The organism is Sphingomonas sp. MMS24-J45, assembly GCF_044881195.1.
Classification (GTDB): Bacteria; Pseudomonadota; Alphaproteobacteria; order Sphingomonadales; family Sphingomonadaceae; genus Sphingomonas.
In genome coordinates this window covers 3,600,073-3,623,021 of sequence record NZ_CP173255.1, presented here as the reverse complement: position 1 = coordinate 3,623,021, position 22,949 = coordinate 3,600,073, and the positions used below count along the sequence as shown (strand labels likewise).

Annotated in this window: 17 protein-coding genes, 1 tRNA gene and 2 pseudogenes; 6 read left to right on the top strand and 14 right to left on the bottom strand. The window is 63.9% G+C overall.

Features of this window, described 5'->3' with window-relative positions:
* Nucleotides 1–258: 258 nt before the first annotated feature.
* From AB5I39_RS17430 to AB5I39_RS17385, 10 genes are all read right to left on the bottom strand, one after another.
* Nucleotides 259–1,782 (bottom strand): acetyl-CoA acetyltransferase, encoded by a 1,524-nt coding sequence (locus AB5I39_RS17430; RefSeq protein ID WP_404369719.1) that lies wholly within the window; start codon nt 1,780–1,782, stop codon nt 259–261.
* Complete coding sequence (locus tag AB5I39_RS17425; RefSeq protein WP_404369718.1) at nt 1,772–2,965, bottom strand: CaiB/BaiF CoA transferase family protein; 1,194 nt, start codon at nt 2,963–2,965, stop codon at nt 1,772–1,774. The genes AB5I39_RS17430 and AB5I39_RS17425 overlap by 11 nt, the downstream gene beginning before the upstream one ends.
* Before the next feature lie 61 nt (nt 2,966–3,026).
* Complete coding sequence (locus AB5I39_RS17420) at nt 3,027–4,841, bottom strand: DUF885 domain-containing protein (protein WP_404369716.1); 1,815 nt, start codon at nt 4,839–4,841, stop codon at nt 3,027–3,029.
* Between the two features lie 292 nt (nt 4,842–5,133).
* Nucleotides 5,134–7,560 carry a prolyl oligopeptidase family serine peptidase gene (locus tag AB5I39_RS17415; protein WP_404369715.1) on the bottom strand — a complete coding sequence of 809 codons (2,427 nt, stop codon included), beginning with the start codon at nt 7,558–7,560 and terminating at the stop codon, nt 5,134–5,136.
* 582 nt (nt 7,561–8,142) lie between these two features.
* Nucleotides 8,143–8,218, bottom strand: a tRNA-Lys gene (locus AB5I39_RS17410).
* A 136-nt stretch (nt 8,219–8,354) separates the two neighbouring features.
* A complete protein-coding gene (gene rodA / locus AB5I39_RS17405; RefSeq protein ID WP_404369714.1) occupies nt 8,355–9,482 on the bottom strand; it encodes a rod shape-determining protein RodA in 1,128 nt (375 codons plus the stop codon).
* Nucleotides 9,479–11,581 carry a penicillin-binding protein 2 gene (gene mrdA / locus AB5I39_RS17400; RefSeq protein ID WP_404369712.1) on the bottom strand — a complete coding sequence of 701 codons (2,103 nt, stop codon included), beginning with the start codon at nt 11,579–11,581 and terminating at the stop codon, nt 9,479–9,481. Before mrdA ends, rodA begins: the two co-directional genes overlap by 4 nt.
* Nucleotides 11,578–12,087, bottom strand: a complete 510-nt coding sequence (gene mreD / locus AB5I39_RS17395) for a rod shape-determining protein MreD (protein ID WP_404369711.1) — start codon at nt 12,085–12,087, stop codon at nt 11,578–11,580. The genes mrdA and mreD overlap by 4 nt, the downstream gene beginning before the upstream one ends.
* Nucleotides 12,084–12,989, bottom strand: coding sequence for a rod shape-determining protein MreC (mreC, locus tag AB5I39_RS17390; RefSeq protein ID WP_404369709.1), 906 nt, complete (start codon nt 12,987–12,989; stop codon nt 12,084–12,086). Before mreC ends, mreD begins: the two co-directional genes overlap by 4 nt.
* Before the next feature lie 137 nt (nt 12,990–13,126).
* Entirely contained in the window at nt 13,127–14,173 is a 1,047-nt protein-coding gene (locus AB5I39_RS17385; RefSeq protein ID WP_404369708.1) for a rod shape-determining protein, read from the bottom strand.
* Nucleotides 14,174–14,330: 157 nt separating this feature from the next.
* Between AB5I39_RS17385 and mutL the strand changes: the two are divergent.
* A pseudogene (gene mutL / locus AB5I39_RS17380) lies at nt 14,331–16,158 on the top strand (DNA mismatch repair endonuclease MutL).
* 329 nt (nt 16,159–16,487) lie between these two features.
* On the opposite strand, the gene rplI reads toward mutL, so the two are convergent.
* The 4 genes from rplI to AB5I39_RS17360 form a co-directional block, all read right to left on the bottom strand.
* A complete protein-coding gene (rplI, locus tag AB5I39_RS17375) occupies nt 16,488–17,093 on the bottom strand; it encodes a 50S ribosomal protein L9 (RefSeq protein ID WP_404369706.1) in 606 nt (201 codons plus the stop codon).
* Between the two features lie 12 nt (nt 17,094–17,105).
* Nucleotides 17,106–17,330 (bottom strand): 30S ribosomal protein S18, encoded by a 225-nt coding sequence (rpsR, locus tag AB5I39_RS17370; RefSeq protein ID WP_010186331.1) that lies wholly within the window; start codon nt 17,328–17,330, stop codon nt 17,106–17,108.
* A 13-nt stretch (nt 17,331–17,343) separates the two neighbouring features.
* The gene (gene rpsF / locus AB5I39_RS17365; protein ID WP_404369705.1) at nt 17,344–17,769 is read right to left on the bottom strand and encodes a 30S ribosomal protein S6; all 426 of its coding nucleotides are present in this window, start codon (nt 17,767–17,769) and stop codon (nt 17,344–17,346) included.
* Nucleotides 17,770–17,945: 176 nt separating this feature from the next.
* Entirely contained in the window at nt 17,946–18,311 is a 366-nt protein-coding gene (locus tag AB5I39_RS17360; RefSeq protein WP_404369703.1) for an RcnB family protein, read from the bottom strand.
* Nucleotides 18,312–18,496: 185 nt separating this feature from the next.
* Here AB5I39_RS17360 and fabD point away from each other — a divergent pair, with 185 nt between their 5' ends.
* The 5 genes and pseudogenes from fabD (at nt 18,497) to mltG (ending at nt 22,932) form a co-directional block, all read left to right on the top strand.
* Nucleotides 18,497–19,432 (top strand): ACP S-malonyltransferase, encoded by a 936-nt coding sequence (fabD, locus tag AB5I39_RS17355; RefSeq protein WP_404369701.1) that lies wholly within the window; start codon nt 18,497–18,499, stop codon nt 19,430–19,432.
* Nucleotides 19,433–19,482: 50 nt separating this feature from the next.
* A pseudogene (gene fabG / locus AB5I39_RS17350) lies at nt 19,483–20,219 on the top strand (3-oxoacyl-[acyl-carrier-protein] reductase).
* 99 nt (nt 20,220–20,318) lie between these two features.
* Nucleotides 20,319–20,555 (top strand): acyl carrier protein, encoded by a 237-nt coding sequence (locus tag AB5I39_RS17345; RefSeq protein WP_010186338.1) that lies wholly within the window; start codon nt 20,319–20,321, stop codon nt 20,553–20,555.
* A 144-nt stretch (nt 20,556–20,699) separates the two neighbouring features.
* Nucleotides 20,700–21,959 carry a beta-ketoacyl-ACP synthase II gene (gene fabF, locus AB5I39_RS17340; protein WP_404369698.1) on the top strand — a complete coding sequence of 420 codons (1,260 nt, stop codon included), beginning with the start codon at nt 20,700–20,702 and terminating at the stop codon, nt 21,957–21,959.
* Nucleotides 21,960–21,966: 7 nt separating this feature from the next.
* Nucleotides 21,967–22,932 (top strand): endolytic transglycosylase MltG, encoded by a 966-nt coding sequence (gene mltG / locus AB5I39_RS17335; RefSeq protein ID WP_404369696.1) that lies wholly within the window; start codon nt 21,967–21,969, stop codon nt 22,930–22,932.
* The last annotated feature ends 17 nt before the right edge of the window (nt 22,933–22,949 follow it).

Below are 22,949 nucleotides of genomic sequence, written 5' to 3'. Positions count from 1 at the left end.
ATATTACATCCATTGTATATAATCTGAAACAATCTTGTACATTTGGCGTCATATTCGCAATTATTACAATAATAGTAAAATATACGTCCGCTATATGTGGACAATAGCAATCAATATCTTCTGCTATATTCTGAATTTGTCGCAATATTATAAATTCTCTAAAGAGAGTTTGTGAAATTATTGGCGATCGCGTCTTGCCGGAGAAGTCGTCTCTAGGGGATGAGATCCGGTTCATCCGGGGTGGGACCCTTCCAAAGTTCAAGATAGCGTCCGCCTCCACGCCAGCAACCCGTCGCCGCTACGGGTGGCGACACCCGGTGTCCCAACGGGGTCAACGGAGCCATCGCGCAGGATATCGATCGTGCCCATATCTTCAGCGGGTACGGCCGCCAGAAACCGTTCGCCTGCGGGGTTACGCGCAACGATGACGCCCCTGCTCACCGCGCCCGTCCGCGCGTACAGGACGGTATAACTCTCGATCGTCCCCGGACCGGCATAGCTCTCGTCCACAACGGGTGCCGGTCCGCGTGTCGCGTCGGCGCGGGTTTGCTGATCAAAGTCATGCGGAAACCGCGCCGCCGGAAGAGCTGCCCGCGACAAGACGATGCTATGGTTGTGCGTCGCAAAGCCGCCATTTCCGAACAACAGGCCGTTGCGGCCGTCACCCGCGCGCAGTCGCATGACCATCGCCGCGACGGCATGGCTCATATAGTTGCCTATCGGCCCGCCGCCAAAGGTCAGCCCGCCGACGACGCTGACGGGTCGGTCGTGCGGCCACCCTATGATGCGGCGCGCCATCTTGGGCACGCAGGGGAAGCAGGAATAGAGCTCAACCAGGTCGATGTCATCGATCCGGAGGTCGTTCGCGCGGAGCGCTCCTTCCAGTGAGACCCGCATCCCAGGCGAGGCTTCGTAATTCTCGCGCGCCAATACGTCATCGGACTCGTGCGCCGAGGCACCGTGGCCGACATAGACGAGCTGGCTCTCGGGCACGCCCCGTGCACGCGCCTCGGCCAGGCTGGTGACGATGAACCCCGCCCCTTGATTGACCGAAATGTTGGCGACCATCAGCTTGGTGTAGGGAAAGGCGATCGGTCGGTTGTCCGCGGACGGCCGGATGATATCATCGGCAGTGCGCTCGCTCCGCAGCCAGGCGTGCGGATTGTCCGCGGCGACGCGCGACATGGCCGCCCACATCTCGCCCGTTTCCGCCTGCGCCTCGGCCAGGCTCTGACCCCACGCAGCCCGCGTCGCATTCTCGTACAGGGGATAGACATCGACCGGTGCGGTGAGGCCATAGCGTTGCCGATAGTCGGGTGCGCGCCCGCGATGCCGCACGCGCATCGCATTATGGTCGCCCTCGGCACCGCCCGCCACTGCCGCCGCGCGACGGGCCGCCGTTCGCAGCGCTTCGGCCCCGACCACCGCCGCGACCCTCGCTTCCCCGCTGCCGATCCAATTGGCCGCTTCGTTCAGCAACCGGATCGGGCTGTCGCCCATCGGCATGGCAGTCTGGAACCGATGCGCCGGTGCGATGCCGAGCTGTGCCGCGAGCGCATCGACGACGGGATTGAGCGCCCGAAACGAAATCTGATCGACCACCGCCAACGAATCCAGCGCGGCCAGCCACCCGCCGCCACCATCCGCGTCTGCGCAGCTTAGCGCCTCTGCCATCAACGCGATCGGATCGAGCGCCGCGAACGGATCGGGCGTGCGGTCATTGATCTGACCGACGCCAACGATCACCGGGGTCCGTGCCGGATCGATGGGATCACCCGCCAAGCTGAACAACCCCCGCCGACGCCAGCGCCGCAATCTCATCGCTGGTGAATCCGGCTTCGGTCAGGATTTCCGCACTATGCTCGCCCGCTTGCGGTGCGCGCAGCATCGGGTCGCGCGGCGTGCCGCTCAACCGAATCGGCGCGCCGACAACCGGCGCCGGGGCAGGGATGCCAGGATAGGCCATTGGCTCGACCAGGCCCGCCGCCGCTACTTGCGGATGTGCCAGAACTTCTGATGGCGCGAGCACCGGCCCCGCCGGAATCCGCGCCTCACCGAGTGCGGCCATCGCCGCTTCTGTCGTTCGCGCTGCGCACCACTCCGCCATGCGTGCGCTGAGTGGCTCACCATTGTCGCCGCGCGCCATGTCGTTGGCATAGCGCGGGTCATCGATCAATTCAGGTGCCCCGACCATCTTCGCCCAGCGCGCGAAGATGGGATCGCTGACGACTTGCGTCACAATCCATCCGTCCTGCGTGCGAAACACGTCTGTCGGTCCGGATCCATAACTCCGGTTGCCGATCGGCTGCCGCTCGACCCCATTGAGCGCATGATCGATGCTCAGCGCGTTGGTGAGCGTGACGGCAGTGCCCAAAAGCGAACCCGACACTTGCTGCCCGCGCCCCGTCGCGTCGCGTTCGCGGAGCGCGACCATCGCCCCGAACGCGCAGTGAAGCGCGGTACCGAAATCGACGTAATTGACCTGTGCGCGATACGGCTGGTCGGGCGTGCCGGTCAGATACACCGCACCCGACATCGCTTGCCCGACCGCGTCGAACCCGACCCACCCGGCCATCGGGCCATTCTCACCGAAGGCCGACGCCGTCACCAAAATGATATCGGGCTTGATTGCGCTCAGCGATGCCAGGTCCAATCCAGCTTTCGCCAGGGCATCGGCCGGCATATTGGCGACGACGATGTCGGCCTGCGCGACCAGACGCCGCATCACCGCGCGCCCCGCCTCGGTACCAAGCGCCAGAGCCAGCGACCGCTTGTTGCGGTTCATCTGCAGAAACGATCCGCCCGCGCCGTCTTCCGCGACCGGCACCGTGAAGCGATCCTCATTCCCGCCGATCCGTTCAACCCGGATAACGTCGGCACCGTAATCGGCGAGCAGCGCGGCACAGTAAGGACCCGCGATATAGCGCCCGAAATCGAGCACGCGGATCCCGTTCAATGGTAGCATGTTTGCGTTCTTCCCTCTCCGATGAACGCCGTCGGTTTGCCGATTGACGCGCGCCGTTCGCCTAGTTCTTGCCTCCGCGCTTGACCCACGCGTCGATCTTGCGTTCCAATACTGGCATCGGCAGTGCACCACTGTCGAGAACCTGGGCGTGGAATAACCGCGGATCGAATGTGGCGCCGAGCGCCGCCCTTGCCTTCGCCTTGGCCCGCGAGATCGTCAGTTGCCCGACCTTATAGGCAAGCGCCTGGCCGGGAATGGCGATGTAGCGTTCGACCTCGGCGGTCGCATCGGTGCGTGCCATCGGGGAATTGGCGAGCATATACTCGATCGCCTGATCGCGGGTCCAACCCTTGGCATGGATGCCGCTGTCGACCACCAGCCGCATCGCGCGCAGCATTTCGTCGTTCAGACCGCCCATCCGCTGATAGGGATCGGTTTCCACCCCCAGATCGCGCCACAGGCTCTCGGCATAGAGCGCCCAGCCTTCAACATAGGCGGTGTTGCCGCCAAAACGCATGAAGGCGGGCAGCGCCGTGTTTTCCTGCGCGAGGCTGATCTGGAAATGGTGCCCCGGCACGCCTTCGTGCAGGAACAGCGTCTCCATTTCCCAGGTGTAGCGAGAGGGGAGGTCATAGGTGTTGTAATAGAAGACACCGGGTCGCGAGCCATCGGGGGTGCCGCCCTGATAAGAGCCGCCCGCCTCGGTCTTTTCCTTGAACGCCGGCACCGGGCGGACTTCCAGCTTGGTCTTCGGCAGCAGCGAGAATTGTTCGGGAATGCGACTGTAAATTCGCTGCTCAATCGCAGCATAGCCCTTGCGCAGCTTCTCCGCCGATTCCGGGGCGAAGCGCGGGTCCGTGCGCAGGAAGGTGAAGAATTCGGGCAGCGTGCCCTTGAAGCCGACCGCCTGACGCTGCGCCTCCATCTCCTTGGTGATGCGCGCAACTTCCGACAGGCCGAGGTTGTGCACGTCATCAGCCGACAGCGGCAGCGTGGTGTTCTGCTCGATCAGATAGGCGTAGAGCTTGTCGCCGCCCGGCATTGCCGAGAGGCCGACGCTGTCGCGCGCCTTGGCGAGATACTCGTTGGCGAGGAAATCGCGCATCCGCTTTTCGGCGGGCAGGATGACGTCGCGAATTTGCGTGGCATACGCCGCGGTCAAGCGTGCGCGGTCCGCGGCGCTGACGGTGTCGGGAAACCGCTTAACCGGCGCGTAGAAGGTCGATCCCTCAACGCCTTCCTTGATGAGGTTGTCGAACTGGCCGATCATGTTGCGCACGACCAGCTTCGGCTGGACGATGCCGTCCTTCATGCCCTGCTTCAGCAGGCCGATCGCGCGGTCGAGGATGCGCGCATAGTCGGTGTTGCGCTTCAGATTGTTGTCGTAATCGAGCGTCGTCTTGAACGGAGCGGCGCCCTGGCCCGAGGCGAAATCGGGATAGAAGGTCTGGAAGCCGGAGAAATGGTCGATCGGCAGGTCGCGCTGAATCTTCAGCAAATCCGGGGCATAGCCGCGCAGCGCGATGCGCGTGGTGTTTTCGAAGACGTCATAGGCAAGCTGATCGACCGGGGTGAGCTTCGCGCGATCGATCCGCTGGAGCGCGGCGAGATCGGATTCCGACGCAGCCTTTTCGGCGGCGATAAACTGGTCGGTGAGGTAATCGCCCAGCCGATCGGCATAGCGCAGATCGCCGCGGAAGATCGCCGAGACCGGGTTGCGCTTCAGGCTCGCCTCGTCGCTGCGATAGAAGAGGTCTTTCAGCTTGGCATCCTCCGGTCCATCGCCCGGCAGCGCGACGGGCGGAACGGCTTGCGCATGTGCAGCGGTTGCGGCCACGCTGGACAGAAGGGCGACGAGAAGGAGGTTCTTGATCACGACAGACGATCCCACAGTGCGAGGTCCACGCCGGGTCGCGGCGTCAACGTCCAATGCAACGTCCCGTCCGGCTCCGCTATAGTCTAGTTGTAAATTTCAGGGTGTTCATGTCGGTCACCGTCGGACCGCGAGGTTGATGGAAATCCGCTTTGCGGCCAGGAGCTTCCAATGCTCTCTGCAGGCCGCGGCAATCGAACCTCAGGCAGATTTGCGAGAGCAGGATGATGACATGCGGCTTCTTCCAGGCATCACCACCGTGGCGCTGCTGTCCGTCGCGTCTTCGGTCGGCCACCTACGGCTTGGTGGCCACAGGCCTCCGGTAACGATCGAACCATGCCAGGATCGCTGCAGCCTTTGCGGCGGATTGCGAAGGGCGGGACGCTATTCCGCCGTGGCTGGCGCCCGGCACTTTGACCAAGGCGGTTGTCACGCCCGCGATCTGCAGCGCTGCATAATATTGCTCTGACTCGCTGACCGGCGTCCGGTAATCTTCGCTGCCGACAACAACCAGGGTTGGGGTCTTGACGTTGCCCACCAGGCTGAGCGGTGATCGCTTCCAATAGCTCATCGGGTCTTCCCACGGCAGCTTTGTAAACCAGTAGCGCGACGTGAACATCGTATTGTCCATCGTCAGGGCTTCGCTGATCCAGTTGATGACAGGCTTCTGCGTTGCCGCAGCCTTGAACCGGTTGGTCTTGCCGATGATCCACGACGTGAGCACGCCGCCACCGGACCCGCCGGTGACGAACAGATTATCCGGATCCGCCGTCCCTTCGGCAATCGCCGCATCGACTGCAGCCATCAGGTCGTCATAATCGCCCGAAGGATAATTCTTGTCGATCAGGTTCGCGAAGGCCTCTCCATAGGAGGTCGAGCCGCGCGGGTTGGTCCATAAAACGGCGTATCCACCGGCGGCATAAAGTTGCATGTCGGTAGCAAAGCCGGCGCCATAGGCGCTGTTGGGGCCACCGTGAATCTCAAGGATCAGCGGCACGCGGGCGCCGGGCGTTCGATTAGGCGGTGTGGCGAGCCATGCGTCGATCGCGCGACCGTCGGGGGCAGTCACGGCAATCTTGCGAACCGGTGCCAATGTCTTGCTGCTGCCCAGCACGGCATTCAGGGACGTCAGCCGCCGGGGTTTTCCGCCAGCCATGACCCACACATCGGCAGGCGCAGTTGCGTCGCCACCGGTATAGGCGATCGTGCCGCCTTTTGAGACCGAGAAGTCGCCGCCCGTGTAGGGGCGGTCCAGCCCGCCACCCCAGACATTGTCAATCAGCGGCGTCAGTCGTCCATCGAGGCCAATGCGGGCGATCCGGCGCTGACCGCGATCGTCGTAGCTTGCATAAAGGCTGCGGCCGTCGGCGGCCCATTCGGCTTTCTCGATCGCGCGGTCGAGCGACGCGGTCAAAGACCGGGGCGCGGCGGCATCCTTGCCACCGACATAAAGCTCCGTGTTCTCATAGCTACGATGCTTGTCATCGAAGCCGAGCCAGGCGATTTTCGAGCCGTCAGGCGCGATGCGGGGTGAATTGTCCGGCCCGTCTCGCGTCGTAAGCAGGCGCAGCGCGCCGGAGGCAACATCCACGCTGACGATATCGGTATTCATCAGCTGCCGTTCGGCGTCGGGCGTGCGAATTGCCGAAAACAGGATTGTCCGGCCATCGGCCGACCATGACAGCGGGCCGCCATCATCGAACCGGCCGAAGGTCAACTGACGCGCCGCGCCGCCGTCAGCGCTGACCAGAAACAGATGGTCATAGCCGGGCTTCACATATCCTGGCCCGTCGTTGCGATAATTGACCCGATCGATAACAATCAGCGGCTCGGCCCATTTGGCGCCCTCGGGCTTTGCAGGAGCCTTGCCGAGCTTGGTCCCGTCCCCGGCGACGGTGGCGATGTAGGCGAGGCGTGTCCCATCTGGCGACCAGGCGAGATTCTGCGGATCGCCAGGCACGCTCGTAATCCGCGCACTCGCCCCGCTGCCGACCCAGCGGACGAACAATTGCGAATTCTCACCGTCGGATGCCGAATAGGCAATGCGCGATCCATCGGGGGACCAGCGCGGGCTGGTGCCTTGCGCTGCAAACGGCGTCTGACGACCGCTCGCCACGTCGATCAGCCAGAGCGATGACTGCATCCGATCGCTCATGACGTCGCCGGCACGACGGACATAGACAATGGTCCGGCCGTCCGGGCTGATCTGTGGATCGGCCGCAACCGCAAGACCAAAGAGGTCGCTTCCCGTGAACATGCGTGACGGTCCATCGGCTGCGACGGTCGAGGCCGGTTCCTGGGCGAAGGTCGGTGTCGACGCGAACAGGAGAAGAGCAAGCGTGTAGCGCAAAGACCGTATCCTTCGATTGAGTTCGCAAGAGGATGCCAGAGCGTCGCCAGGAAACAAGTCCGCTTGCTCGTGACACTTTGACGTACATGGGGTCCACGACACGATTGTCTTCGGGGCGTAGGCTGAGGACACGGGTTCGAGCGCAGCGACTGAACGAGCGCGCAAAATCCGTTGCAGAATCCTGCCAGATTTTGCCGTACCCGGAACTCGGCGGTGATCCGGAAAGCGGAACGACAGCTTTTCTTCGCCGCTTAGGGGCGCACCGCCGCCGTCGAACGGCGTGATCTGGTGACGGAGTGGACGCGCGCGAACTGCATCACCAAGAACTGTAGGATGATGCGGCGCAAGAAGGAGGCGCAGGGAAGGTGTCATGAATGTGCCCGCCGTGAACTGGATCGTCCGACGACTGGCACGTTGTGACTAAGCGCCTTACGACGGCCGATTAGAGTGCTGGTGGCTCCGCCCGCCTGCGTCGCGCTAGCGATGTGAGTGACCTTCAGAGTGGGGCGGGTCCACGGTTCCTTGCTGGTGCTGTCTGGATCGCGAGAAGATTTCGTGGCGGGGAAGGGTCATCGTCATATCGTGACCTCTCAGGCTGGGTGAGACTTTGTCGCAACGCCGGTCCGTTTTACAATGACGGTGACAAGCACGGTATCATTTCACCGTGTCGGGCGTCGCGTTCCCGCGGCGGGCGAACAAGCCGTGTCTGATTTCGCGGCTGGTGTTCCTAAAGCAGTCAGATCCCTTCAGGCTCCTTCCAGCGACATTGCAGCGACGGAACCAACTACCGGTTTTGGCGAACGTGCAAGCCACCCAAAACGTCGGCCCCTTAGGTAACGGCGGCTATAAAGTCACCGGCAGGTGTCGAACACATCGCGACGTTCATCGAGAAGCCATTCGGGCTCAAGCTCGTGGCGGGGACCAGCCCAAGCAACTAGGATATAAGGAAGAGAATGGTGGACGCACTTGGGCTCGAACCAAGGACCCGCTGATTAAGAGTCAGCTGCTCTACCAACTGAGCTATGCGTCCAAATCCTGGCGGTCTGGCGAGGCGCTTGGTGGCGCGACCGCGTCGGGAGGCGGTCGGTTAGCAGCGTCGCCGCCCGATGCAAACCCTTTTTTCGCATTCATCCACAAAATCGGCACTCGGGCCGATAATCGGCGGCTCACCAGCGCGTCGTCTGGCGGTTGCTGCGGTCGATCGACATGAGGATCCCGAGACACAGCATGAAGGTCATCTGGCTCGATCCGCCATTGCTGATCAGCGGCAGCGGCACGCCGACGACCGGGGCCATGCCCATCACCATCGCCATGTTGATCGACACGTAATAGAAAATCGTCGCGGCGAGGCCCGCTGCGGTCAGCTTGGCGAAGCGCGATTGCGCCTGCATTGCTGCGGCCAGGCCCCATTGCACGATCACGAAGAAGGCGAGGATCAGCAGCACGCCGCCGATAAGGCCCCATTCCTCCATCATCGTGGCGAGGGCAAAGTCGGTGTGGCCCTCCGGCAGATAATCGAGATGGCTCTGCGTTCCGTTCAGGAAGCCCTTGCCGAAGATGCCGCCCGATCCGATCGCGATCTTCGATTGGCTGATGTGATAGCCAGTGCCGAGCGGGTCGCTTTCGGGATCGAGGAACACCAGAATGCGGTTCTTCTGATAATCGTGCAGCACGAAATTGAACGCGAGCGGGATCGCGAAGCCCAGTCCCAGCGCGCCGCCGATGAACAGGCGGAGCGGCACGCCCGCCAGGAACATCACGGTCACGCCGCCGATCGTGATCATCAAGGCGGTGCCGAGGTCGGGCTGTTTCATCACGAGCGCGGCTGGCAGCAGGATGAGCAGTGCGGCCGGCCAGATCGCCCCGAAGCGACGTGTTTCATTGGGGGGCAGCATCTCGTAGAATTTGGCGCAGGCGAGCACGATGCACGGCTTCATCAACTCGGATGGCTGCAGACGGATAAAGCCGACGTCGAGCCAGCGCTGCCCACCGCCGCGGACCGCGCCGACCAGTTCCACCAGCACCAACATCACGCACAAGATGCCGTAGGCGGGGAGGGCGATCTTGCCCCACATGTCTTCGCGCACCCGCGAGAGGGCAATCGCACCCGCCAGCAGGATGAAGAAGCGCACGCCCTGCGACAGCGCCCAAGGCCGAATGTTGCCGCCTGCTGCGGAGTAAAGCACCAGCAGATCGAAACAGCCGATCGCCAGAACCAGCAGCAGGATTTTCCACGGCAGCTGCGCGAGCGGGGCGGGCACGAAGGCGAGTCCGTTGGCGGGGCGAGTGCTCATCGCGGATCGCTTTCGGTCGTGCCGTCTTCGGCGACGGTGTTGCCGGGGGCTGCGGTGTTGGCGAGCGCTTCGGCGGCGGCGGTATCCGCAGCGGTGGCGGCGCGGACGGCGGGGGCGTCGGTGGGTGCGGTCGCGTCGAATTCGGTCTGCGCGCCCACCGCAAGCGGCGGGGCGTTGGCAGCAGCGCGATAGGCGGCGGTTTCGGCGGCCATCCGCGTCTTTATATCGCCGCCCCAGGTCGGCTCGGCCTCGGCCAGCGATGCGAGCGCCCGCTCCTTGTCGAACAGATACGTCATGATGTCGCGCGCGATCGCAGGCGTATCGAGATTACGGACGGTATGCCCGCCATGTTCGAGCACCACCGCAATGGCGTAGCGCGGTTTGTCGTGGGGCGCGAAACCCTGGAACAGCGCGTGATCGCGCAGCTTGAAGGGAAGGGCGCCGTTTTGGAGCACCCCGCCGGCGCGCTCGCTCATCGTGATTCGCCGTACCTGCGCGGTGCCCGTCTTCCCGGCCAGCGCCACACCGGGCACGAGCATCTTCGCCGCCCCGCCAGTGCCCCCGCCATTGACCACGCCCCACATCGCCTCGTGGATGGTGGTAAGATGATCCGGCTGGATCGGCAGCATCGGTGCGGAAGACACGTGATCGGCCAGGATGCTGGGCTGCAGCGCCCGCCCCGATGCCAGGCGCGCCGCCATCACCGCAAGCTGCAACGGGTTGGCGAGCACATAGCCTTGCCCGATCGAAGCGTTCAGCGAGTCTGCTACTGTCCACGCTGTCTTATACTTGCGCTGCTTCCACGCACTGTCGGGAACGGTGCCGAACCGCTGGCTGGCGAAGGGCAGCTCGAATTTCTGTCCGAGGCCCAGCGAGCGCGCAACGGGCGCGACATTGTCATAGCCCAGGCGCCGGACCATCTCGTAGAAATAGATATCGCAGCTCTGCATGATCGCATTCTTGAGATCGAGCGATCCGTGGCCACGCTTTTTATGGCAGTGGAAAACCCCGCTGCCGACGCGTAGCGCGCCCGAGCAGAAAACGCGATCACCGGCGCTGACGCCGGCGTGGAGCAATGCAAGGCCATTCATCGGCTTCACCGTCGAGCCCGGCGGATACAGCCCCTGCAAAACCTTGTTCATCAACGGAACATGGTCGTTATCCGACAGCATCTTCCATTCGAGATGGCTGATCCCGTCGGAAAAGCTGTTGGGATCATAGGCCGGCATCGAAACCATCGCGAGCATCTCGCCGGTCAGGCAACCCATCACCACGACCGATCCCGACTGCGTGCCGAGCCGCCGCGCGGCATAATCCTGCAGCCCGATGTCGATCGTCAGACGCGCGTTCTTGCCCGGCTCGTCGGGCTTGGTGGCGAGCTCGGCGACCAGCTTGCCGCGCGCGGTGACTTCGACGCGCTTCTGCCCGGCAACCCCGCGCAGCATCGGCTCCAGCGTCTTTTCGAGCCCGTCCTTGCCGAGCTTGAAGCCGGGCGTCACCATAAGGGGATCGCGCGTTTCCTTGAATTGCTCTGCCGACGCAGCGCCGACGTAACCGGTCAGATGCGCTACGGCCGCACCGGCGGGATAGCTGCGCGAGAAGCCGCGGGTCGGCGCTACGCCCGGCAGCTCGGGGATGCGCACGCTAACGGCGGCGAAGCGCTCCCAATCGAGATTTTCGGCGACCTGTACCGGCTGGAACCCAGCTGCACGCTTCAGATCCGCCACGATTCGGTCCATTTCCTCAGGCGGCAATTTCAGGATGTCGCGCAGGAGGGCGAGCACGCGATCCTTGTCCTCAAGCCGATCGGGAATGATGTCCACGCGGAAATCGGTGCGGTTGTTGGCAATCGGTGCCCCGTTGCGATCGATGATCCAGCCGCGCCGCGGCGGCACCAGCGTGGTGTTGACGCGGTTGCTTTCGGATTTGAGCGTATATTGCTCATTCTCGACGATCGCCAACCAACCCATCCGCCCCGCCAGCGCGAGGCCGAACACCGCCTGCGCAGCGCCCAGCGCGACGGTGCGCCGCGAAAAGCTGTAGCTTTGCGAGGCTTCGGTCACCATGCGTTGCGACTGACCGAACGCCGGGCCGTTCATGCGTCCTCCTCGTCACCGGCGAGCAGGACGCATAGCCGCGCCGCCAGCGGGAAAAGCAGCACCGAGATCGCGACTTGCAGCAGCAGGACAGTATCGACGTGTGCCGCAAGCGGCGAGGCAACCAGCCGCCCGAGGATGAGGCAGAAGCCGATCGCGCCTCCTGCGATTAGCCAGTCCTGCCAGAAATCGCGATAGACGACACGCTGGTCGATCAAATCGATCATGAAGAAGCACAGCGTCCACAGCACCATCGCGCTGCCGAGCGGTTGGCCGCTGATCAGATCGTCGAACAAGCCGAGCGGGAGGGGAGCCCAGACGCGCAGGCTCTCGTTCCTGGTTAGCCGCCACCCTAGCAACATCAACAGGCCGAACGGGGGGAGTATCTGGACGGTGGCAATGATCGGCCACAGCGTCAGTGCCGACCCGATCATAACCGAAATCGCGGGCAGGAGCCGCGTGGCCGTGCTGTCGGGTGCCTCGTCGAAAGGGCCGCGGACCTGGCTCATGGGGCGGGCTTGCTTGGCAGCGGCTTGGCGGCGTTGCTTGGCGCGGGAAGCGGGGGCGGCGCTGGCATGAAGGCGCGCTGTACCAGGGCGTAGTCGACGGTGTCGGGCTGGGCAAAGCTGCGCCCGATCGCGGCATCGCGGCCACGGCGAATGATCCGCGCAACTGGCACGTTTGGCGCATAGATGCCGCCGATACCCGACGTCACGAACACGTCGCCCGGGCCGAAATCGCTCGCGGCGAACGCAACCGATTTGATGTCGAGCAGCCCATCGCCGCGCCCGGTGGCGAGCGCGGGCGTGCCGTCGCGCGTTCGCCGTACCGGTACGATACTTTCGGGGTCCGTCAGCAATAGCACGCGCGCACTGTTCGGCCCGGTTTCGAGGATGCGACCGATCAGCCCCTCCGGCCCGCGCACCGGCTGCCCGGCGGCGACGCCCTGCCACGATCCTGCGTTGAGTACGCCGAAGCGTCGCGTGCTGGAGGCAGATGAACTGACGAGACGCGCCGTCACGACCGGCTCGGAAATGCCTTCCCGGACCTTGAGCAGCCGGAGCAGACGTTGATTGTCATAGGCCAGCGATCGCGCGCGCATGAACAGCGCGTGCTGATCGGCGAGCTGTTTGCGCAGTGCGGCGTTCTTGTCGTGCACCGCGATATAATCACCGATGCCGCCGGGGATCGACCCGAACCATCGTCCAACGCCGGAGATGCCCGACGACAGCGGCGTCGTCACTTCGCCGACGCTCGCGCGCAGGGCCGCGAAGGCTGGCGGGTCCAGAGTCGAGAGCGCAAGCAAAACCGCGCCGACGAGGGTACCCGCCACCGCGATAACATATCCCAGAAAGAGGCTGTACTGCGCCCGCCGCGAAAAACCCGGGCGCCGATTGCGAGGCGGCGCCATTCTACCCCCATCCAAAAGCCCGAGGGCCGCCAAGAACAATAGGATCGCTGTACGCGATGTAGAGCGGCCTGAGTAGGGGGGAACCCGTCGTTCCGCCCGATCGACGCTTCATGTCAGTGCTTACCGCACGGCGCGCGTTACGCGCTGTGCAGCACCCCGCGAAACATCGGATCTTCGAGTGCACGCCCCGTGCCGAGCGCGACGCAGGTCAGCGGATCGTCGGCGATCGTCACCGGCAAACCGGTTTCGTCGCGTAGCACCTCGTCGATACCGCGCAGCAACGCGCCACCGCCGGTCAGCACGATGCCCTGGTCGACGATGTCCGCCGCCAGCTCCGGCGCGGTGTTCTCGAGAGCGATGCGAACGCCTTCGACGATCTGACCGACCGGCTCGCTCAGCGCTTCTGCGATCTGGCCCTGGTTGATCTGGATTTCCTTTGGCACGCCATTGACCAGATCGCGGCCCTTGACGTTGATCGTCAGGCCGATGCCATCTGCCGGTGGCTTGGCGACGCCGACTTCCTGCTTGATCCGCTCCGCCGTGGCATCGCCGATCAGGAGATTGTGGTTTCGGCGGACGTAGGAGACGATCGCTTCGTCCATCTTGTCGCCGCCAACACGCACCGACGTGGTGTAGGCGAGGCCACGCAGGCTGAGCACCGCGACTTCGGTGGTGCCGCCGCCGATATCGACGACCATCGAACCGATCGGCTCGGTCACCGGCATGTCGGCACCGATTGCGGCGGCCATCGGCTCTTCGATCAGCCAGACTTGGCTGGCACCGGCGTTCGACGCGGCATCGCGGATCGCGCGACGCTCGACCGAGGTCGAACCCGACGGCACGCAGATCACGATCTGTGGCCAGCGCATGAAGCGCCGCTGCCCGCCGTGGACCTTGTGAATGAAATGCTTGATCATCTGTTCGGCGACATCGATGTCGGCGATCACGCCGTCGCGTAAGGGGCGGATCGCCTGGATGCTGTCGGGGGTCTTGCCCATCATCAATTTGGCGTCGTCGCCGACTGCCTTCACGCGCTTCACGCCGTTCAGCGTCTCGACCGCGACGACCGATGGTTCGTTCAGCACGATCCCCTTGCCGCGCAAATAGACGACCGTATTGGCGGTGCCGAGATCGATCGCCATGTCATGAGAAGAAAAGCGGAAGAGATTCGAGAAAAAGCCCATGGATCGTTCCGTTTCGCGCCGGACTTGAGTGTCGCCGACAGGTCGCACATTCCCCGTTCATCGCTTACATCCGGGCGTTCAGGGCGGGATAGCCACGCTCTGATATTCGGTTGAATGCGCCTCGCGGGATGGCGTCGCTTGGGCTAGAGAAAAACCTATGTCAATACGCCGCCTGCCCGAACATCTCGTCAATCGCATCGCTGCCGGTGAAGTGGTCGAACGACCGGCCAGCGCGTTGAAGGAGCTTGTCGAAAACGCGATCGACGCAGGCGCGACACGCATCGCGATACGCCTTGGCGGCGGCGGCACCGATCTGGTCGAAGTGACCGACGACGGATGTGGTATGACGCCGTCCGACATGGCGCTCGCGCTCGAGCGGCACGCCACATCGAAGCTGCCCGACGAGGCGATCGAAAACGTCGCGACGCTCGGATTTCGCGGCGAAGCGTTGCCCTCGATCGCGAGCGTCGCGCGGATGACGCTGGAGAGCCGGCCGCGTGGGAGCGAGGGCTGGGCGCGGGTGGTCGATAATGGCTTGGTGGTGTCGGAAGGGCCCGCCGCGATTCCGCCGGGCACGCGCGTTCGGGTCGAGGCTTTGTTCGAGCGCGTGCCGGCGCGGCGCAAGTTCCTGCGCTCGCCACGCAGTGAATTCGCGGCGTGCATCGATGTGGTCAAGCGGCTGGCAATGGCGCGGCCCGATATCGGTTTTTCGGTCGAGCATGACGGGCGGCGCTCGCTCGGCGTGACCGGCGGAGAGAGCCTGCCCGACCGGGTCGCGGCGCTGACCGATCGCGGGCTGGTCGATAATGGCGTCGGGGTGGATTTCGTACGCGAGGGGATCGGGCTTGGCGGGATCGCCGGTTTGCCGACCTTCAATCGCGGCGTGGCGGATCACCAATATCTGTTCGTCAACGGGCGGCCCGTGAAGGACCGGCTGCTGATCGGTGCGATCCGCGGTGCTTATGCGGAGATGATGCCGCGCGACCGGCACGCCGTGGTCGCTTTGTTCCTCGACGTGCCGAGCGATGCGGTCGATGTGAACGTCCACCCGGCGAAGACCGAAGTGCGTTTCCGCGATCCGGCGCTGGTGCGAGGCTTGATCGTCAGCGGCTTGCGGCGGGCACTGGATGAGGCGGGGCACCGCGCGCAACATGCGCCGAAAGAGGCGATGGCGGCGTGGACATCCGATCTAAGCGCCGCCCCTTCAGGGGAGGCAGTGGGGGCAGGGCCCATCCGCGAGCTCGACCTTGGATATGCCGTATTGCCCCACCCCGACGCCTCCCCTGAAGGGGGGGCTCGCCCTCGATCAGCGCACCTACGCCCTCAACGACCGGCGCACCTTCTTCACCCCACCACCGCAAGCGCGGGCCGAACCGGCTTACGCGTCACCCCCCGAAACCACCGATTACCCGCTCGGCGTCGCACGCGGGCAGGTCGCCAAGACCTATATCGTCGCCGAGAGCCCCGATGGCTTGATCCTGGTCGATCAACACGCCGCGCACGAACGCCTCGTGCTAGAGCGGATGCGCAAGGCGATGGCGAATGGCGGCGTCGCGTCGCAGGCCCTGCTGCTGCCCGAAGTGGTCGAACTCGACGAACCGGCGTGCGACCGGCTCGAAGCCCGCGCCGCCGAACTCAGCGAATTCGGCCTCGACCTCGACCGCTTCGGCCCGCGCGCGATGCTGGTGCGCGGCGTGCCGGCGATGTTGGGGCAGGGCGACGTGATCGGCCTCGTCACCGATCTCGCCGACGAACTCGCGGCGTTCGATGAGGCTCTTAGCTTGAAGGAACGCCTCGATCACGTCGCCGCGACGATGGCGTGCCACGGATCGGTGCGGGCAGGGCGCGTGCTGTCTGTCGCCGAAATGAACGCGCTGCTCCGCGAAATGGAGGTGACGCCGCATTCCGGGCAGTGCAACCACGGCCGCCCGACCTGGGTGAAACTAGCGCATGGGGATATCGAGAAACTGTTTGGACGCCGGTGATTCTTTCCCGTCGATTAAGCCAAGCGCCGGGAATCAACGCTTCATCGCCAAATTAAAACGACTCACCGTGTTGAAACCATTTGGGCGCATACGCATTTGAAGGTGGACGGTTCTGGTTTTCAGACCCCCAGCACAAAGTGACGCCCCAATGACCAAGGTTCTTCCCGTTTTCCTCGCCCTCATCCCGTTCGCGGCACTGGTGAGCGCGTGCGTGGTGACCGGGTAACACCGCTCCGCTCCAGCCCCCCCAATCCCCGGGGCGGAGACACACGAAAAGGGCCGCCCGGATTGCTCCGGGCGGCCCTTTTACGTTGTAGCGGCGGTAACGCTCAGGCTTCAGGCTGTGCCTCGGCCTGATTGTCACCAGCGCCGACTTCGGCAGTCGCGCCGGGCTCGGCATTCGGATCGTACGCCTCGACGAAGCCGGCCTCATCCTTTTCGAACATGGCTTCCATGACGTTAACGCCATCGGCCTGCATCTTCGCCTCTTCCGGCGAGCGTGCGACGTTGACCTTGATCGTCACCGAAACTTCCGGATGCAGCGCAACCTTCACTTCGTACATGCCGATCGCCTTGATCGGCTTGTTGAGCGCGATCGCCGACTTCGGCAGCTTGTGACCATCGGCCTCGAGCGCGTCGATCAGATCGCGGACTGCGACCGAACCGTAGAGCTGACCGGTGTTCGACGACTGACGGATCAGCGTCAGCGTGATGCCGTCAACGGTCTTGGCTTCCGCCTCGGCCTGGGTGCGGCGCTCGGCATTTTCGGCCACGATCCGCTCACGGTTCTTTTCGAAAACCTTGCGGTTGGCTTCGTTGGAGCGAAGCGCCTTCTTGTTCGGCAGCAGGTAGTTACGGGCAAACCCGTCCTTCACCTTGACGACGTCGCCAATGTTGCCGAGCTTTTCGACGCGCTCCAGCAGGATGATATCCATGGGGTGCGCTCCTTACTTAACGATGTAGGGCAGCAAGCCCAGGTGGCGCGAACGCTTGATCGCCTGGGCGAGTTCGCGCTGCTTCTTGCCGCTCACCGAAGTGATGCGGCTCGGGACGATCTTGCCGCGCTCGGACACGAAGCCCTGCAGCAGACGGACGTCCTTATAGTCGATCCGGGGGGCGTCCTTGGCCGAGAACGGGCAGGACTTGCGACGGCGGAAAAATGGGCGTGCCATGCTCTATAGCTCCTTATTCGCCATCAAAGTTGCGACGCGGGCGATCTTCGCGATCACCACGATCCGGGCGGTCACCACGGCCGCCTTCGCGATCGCCACGACGCTCACGGTCGCGGTCCGACTTGCGCATCATGACGCTCGGGCCGTCTTCCAGCGCGTCGATCTTGACGGTCATGTAGCGGATGATGTCTTCGTTGATCTGAACCTGACGCTCCAGTTCTGCGATCACGCTGCCGGGGGCATCGATCTCGAGCATCACGTAGTGCGCCTTGCGGTTCTTCGCGATCTTGTAGGCGAGGCTGCGCAGGCCCCAATTCTCGGTCTTGACGACGCGGCCGTCATTGCCGTTGATGATCCCGGCGGCCATCTCGGCCAGTGCGTCCACCTGCGCCTGTGCCAGATCCTGGCGCGCAAGGAACACGTGCTCGTACAGAGCCATGTTGCTTTCTCTCTTTTTGGCCGATCGCTGACGCCCGCACCATGCGAAACGCCCCTCCGGCTATCGTCTTCCACTTAAATAGCGACCGGGGCGGAAAGCGTCTGCTTCCCACCCCGATAGTTGGTCCCTTAGCGAAATCCGGGCAGAAGGCAAGCCTGCCGCCCGGATTAGCGGCCTTAGTTAAACGCGCCGGCCAGGACCGCGCCGATCAGGCCGCCCGTGATCGCCACCAGCACCGCGTCATTGCCCGAGCGGACCCAGCGATAGCCACGCGGCGGGGCGTAGAGACGACGCCCACGATACTGCCGCCAATCGCGGATTTCCTGATAGTTCTGCGCGTAGCGGCGGTCGAAACGCTGCCCCTTGTTCCAGCGGCGATACTGGTTCGGGCGGGTCACGACCCGCTTGGTCACTACGGTGCGGCCGTTGGGTTGCTGGCGGATCACGGTGGTCTCGCGCTGATTGCGATATTGCTGCGCTTCGGCGGCGATCGGGCTGGCAACCGCAGCGGTCGCGAGCAATGCGATGAAAAGTTTCTTCATGGTTCAAATCCTTATGTAACGGCGCCATGCTCCCGGCGTCGGTTCCTATCTGGGGTGCGGTTGTCGCACACCCGTACCGGCCCAAACCCAAAACGGTCACAAAGTGTCCCGGCCGCGACGGCCCGTTCAGGTTGACGCGATACGCCGTGCGCGCCTAACCGCCCGGCCAAAGGAGATTTCAGCGAATGCGTGCGTTCATTTTTCCAGGGCAGGGCAGCCAGTCTGTCGGCATGGGCAAGGCGCTGGCCGAAGCGAGCGCTGCAGCGCGGGCGGTCTTTCAAGAGGTAGACGATGCGCTCGGCCAGCATCTCTTCCGCCTGATGACCGAGGGGCCGGCGGAAGAGCTGGAACTGACCGAAAATGCACAGCCTGCGATCATGGCGAACGCGATCGCAACGCTGCGCGTGCTCGAACAGGAGGGCGGCATCCGGCTGGCGGACAAGGCCGACTATGTCGCTGGCCATTCGCTCGGCGAGTATAGCGCGTTATGCGCGGCGGGCGCGATCGATTTGGTCACGACGGCACGGCTGTTGAAGCATCGCGGGCTGGCGATGCAGGCAGCGGTGCCGGTCGGCATTGGTGCGATGGCGGTGCTGCTCGGCGCCGATCTCGCCAAGGCGCGCGCGATCGCCGAGGCGGCGGCCGACGGCGAGGTTTGCACCGTTGCCAATGACAATGATCCGTCGCAGGTCGTGCTGTCGGGCCATCGCGGTGCGATCGAACGCGCGGTCGCGCTTGCCAAGGACATGGGCGCGAAGCGCGCGATGCTGCTGCAGGTGTCGGCACCGTTCCACTGCCCCCTGATGCAACCCGCCGCCGAGGCGATGCAGGCCGCGCTGGCCGAGGCGCAGGTCGCCGCGCCGCTCGTTCCGCTTTATGCCAACGTGACCGCGGCGCCGGTCGCCGATCCCGACACGATCCGCGCGCTGCTGGTCGAACAGGTGACGGGCATGGTCCGCTGGCGCGAATCGGTCGCCGCGATGACGGAGGCGGGGGTCGATCGTTTCGTCGAATTCGGCGGCAAGGTGCTGACCCCCATGGCCAAACGCATCGCCCCCGACGCGGTCGGCATTAGCGTGGTGACGATGGACGATATCGAGGCTTTGGCTAAGGTGATTTGACGGCGATGTTCGCGGTTCGCGGTTCGCGAAGAGATTTGAGGGAAGTAGGAATGTTCGACCTTACAGGCATGACCGCGCTGGTGACTGGCGCTTCGGGGGGATTGGGTCGGCGATTGCCCAGGCGTTGGCGGCGCAAGGGGCGCGGCTGGCGGTGTCGGGATCCAACGTCGCCAAGCTGGAGGCGTTTCGCGACAGCCTGGGCGGCGATCATGTCGCGCTGCCGTGCGATCTGTCGGATGGCCCGGCGGTCGATGCGCTCGTGCCTGCTGCGGTGGATGCGCTCGGCAAGATCGACATCCTCATCAACAATGGCGGCATTACGCGCGACAATCTCGTCATGCGCATGAAGGACGAGGAATGGGACGCGGTGATTCGCGTTAACCTCGAAGCGGCGTTCCGCCTCGCCCGTGCTGCCGCGAAGCCGATGATGAAGGCGCGCTTCGGGCGCATCGTGTCGATCACTTCGGTAGTGGGGACGACCGGCAATCCCGGACAAGCCAATTATGCGGCATCCAAGGGCGCCCTGACTGCCATGTCGAAGGCGCTGGCGCAGGAACTCGCCAGCCGCGGCATCACCGTCAACTGCGTCGCACCCGGCTTCATTGCCTCGCCGATGACCGACGGGCTGCCCGATGCGCAGAAGGAAGCGCTCAACGCGCGTATCCCGATGGGCAAGATGGGCGAGGGCGCTGACATCGGCGCCGCGGTCGTCTATCTGGCCAGCCGTGAGGCGGGGTACGTCACCGGCCAGACCTTGCACGTCAATGGCGGGATGGCGATGATCTGATTAGGAGCCGATTTGATCGGCGCTACTTGCAAGCCCCACACGCGCGTTCTACGTGCGTTCAGGAATTCCCAAAACCCCCATATCTAGAGGGACGATACAATGAGCGAGACCGCAGACCGCGTTAAGAAAATCGTCGTCGAGCATCTCGGCGTAGAAGCCGACAAGGTGACCGAGGACGCGAGCTTCATCGACGATCTGGGCGCAGACAGCCTCGACATCGTCGAGCTGGTGATGGCGTTCGAAGAAGAGTTCGAAGTCGAAATCCCGGACGATGCCGCCGAGAAGATCACGACCGTCAAGGACGCGATCACCTTCATCGACGAGCACAAGAGCTGAGCGATCCGCTTTTGGTTTGGCCGCGGGCTTAGCCGCACGGTCGGACATTCAGAACGGCTCCCCGTCCCAGGCACAGACCGGGGGCAGGGGGCCGTTCCCGTTTTACCCACGTTTTCTTGAAGACATACAGAATCGGAGATCGCCATGCGGCGTGTTGTCGTAACCGGATTGGGGCTCGTGACGCCGCTCGGCGCCGATGTGGAGACCGCCTGGGCAAATCTTATCGCATCGAAGTCGGGCGCGGGCGTGATTACGCGCTTCGACGCAAGCGACTACAAGTGCCGCATCGCGTGCGAAGTGAAGCCCGCCGACCATGAATATGGCTTCGACCCCAACAAGCGCGTCGATCACAAGGTCCAGCGTCAGGTCGATCCGTTCATCATCTACGGCATCGATGCCGCGGGTCAGGCACTTGAGGACGCTGGGCTGCTCGACATGACCGAAGCGCAGAAATATCGCGCGGGTTGCTCGATCGGCGCCGGCATTGGCGGGCTGCCCGGCATAGCCTCCGAATCGATCGTCCTGCACGAAAAGGGCCCGAGCCGCGTCTCACCGCACTTCGTGCATGGCCGCCTGATCAACCTGATCACCGGCCAGGTGCAGATCAAATACGGCCTAATGGGGCCGAATCACGCCGTCGTGACGGCCTGCTCGACCGGTGCGCATTCGATCGGTGATGCCGCACGGATGATCGCGATGGACGATGCCGACGTGATGCTGGCGGGTGGTTCTGAAGGGGCAATCTGCCCGCTCGGCATCGCCGGCTTCGCCCAGGCGCGCGCGCTGTCGACCAATTTCAACGATACGCCGGAGCGGGCCAGCCGCCCGTACGACAAAGACCGTGACGGCTTCGTGATGGGCGAGGGCGCTGGCGTCGTGTGCCTCGAGGAATATGAACACGCCAAGGCACGCGGCGCGAAGATCTATGCCGAGGTGATCGGTTACGGCCTGTCGGGTGACGCGTATCACGTCACCGCGCCGCACCCGGAGGGATCGGGTGCGTTCCGGTCGATGGAGATGGCCATGCGCAAGTCCGGGCTGCAGCTGTCCGACATCGACTATATCAACGCGCACGGCACCTCGACGCCGCTTGGCGACGAGCTGGAACTGAACGCCGTGCGCCGCCTGTTCGGCGACAATATCAGGACGATGTCGATGAGCTCGACCAAATCGGCGATCGGGCATCTGCTTGGCGGCGCGGGCGCGGTGGAGAGCATTTTCTGCATCCTGGCGCTGCGCGACCAGATCGTGCCGCCGACGCTCAATCTGGACAATCCGAGCGACAATTGCATTGGCGTGGACCTGGTTCCGCATGTCGCGAAGAAGCGGTCGGTGAAGGCGGTGCTGAACAACTCGTTCGGCTTCGGCGGCACTAACGCCAGCCTCGTCATGAAGGCGATGTAAGCGGCACATGCGCAAATTCGGGTGCCTTGGTCTGATCGTCGCGCTCGCTGCGATCGCGGCGCTGTTCTTCGTCGCGCAGATGTGGGGCGGTCGCGGGCCGCTTGCTCGCCCGATCACCGTCGAGATCGCGCCCGGCAGCAGCCTTGCCAGCGCATCGGTTCAGCTTGAAAAAGCCGGAGCGATCTCCTCGGCGAGCAATTTCCGCCTGTTTGCAAAGGTTTTCGGGGCGGATGCGCCGATCAAGGCGGGGGAGTATCGCATCCCCGCGCATCTCAGCCAGGCCGATATCCTGAAGGTGCTGCAAGGCACCAAAACGATCCAGCGCTTCGTGACGATCCCGGAAGGCTGGGCCTCGGTTCAGGTTAAAGACGCGATCGATAAGACCAGCGGCCTGACCGGCACGATCGCGGTTCCGGCCGAGGGCAGCATCCTGCCCGACAGCTATGCCTTCCAGCGCGGCGACACGCGCGAATTCATGGTCAAGCGGATGCAGAGCGTGATGACGCGCTATCTCGCCAAGGCGTGGGCGGCCCGTCAGCCCGGCATCGCGGTGACGACGCCTGAGCAAGCACTGATCCTCGCCTCGATCGTGGAGAAAGAAACCGGCAAGCCGAGCGAGCGTGCGATGGTCGCGGCGGTCTATTCCAATCGCCTGAAGCAGGGGATGAAGCTGCAGGCCGACCCGACGATCCTTTACCCGCATACGCTCGGTAAGCCCCTCGGCCGCCGCATTCCGGGGCCTTGGGTGAGCGAGGTGAACGACTATAATACCTATGCGATGGTCGGCCTGCCCAAAGGCCCGATCTGCAATCCCGGGCGCGCCAGCATCGATGCGGTGCTCAATCCGGCCAAGACCAACGCGCTCTATTTCGTGGCGGACGGTAGCGGCGGGCATGTGTTCGCCGATACGCTTGAGCAGCACAATGCCAACGTCGCCAAGTGGCGGGCTTACCGAGCGGCAAATGGGATTTAGCCGGACCTGAGCAAACC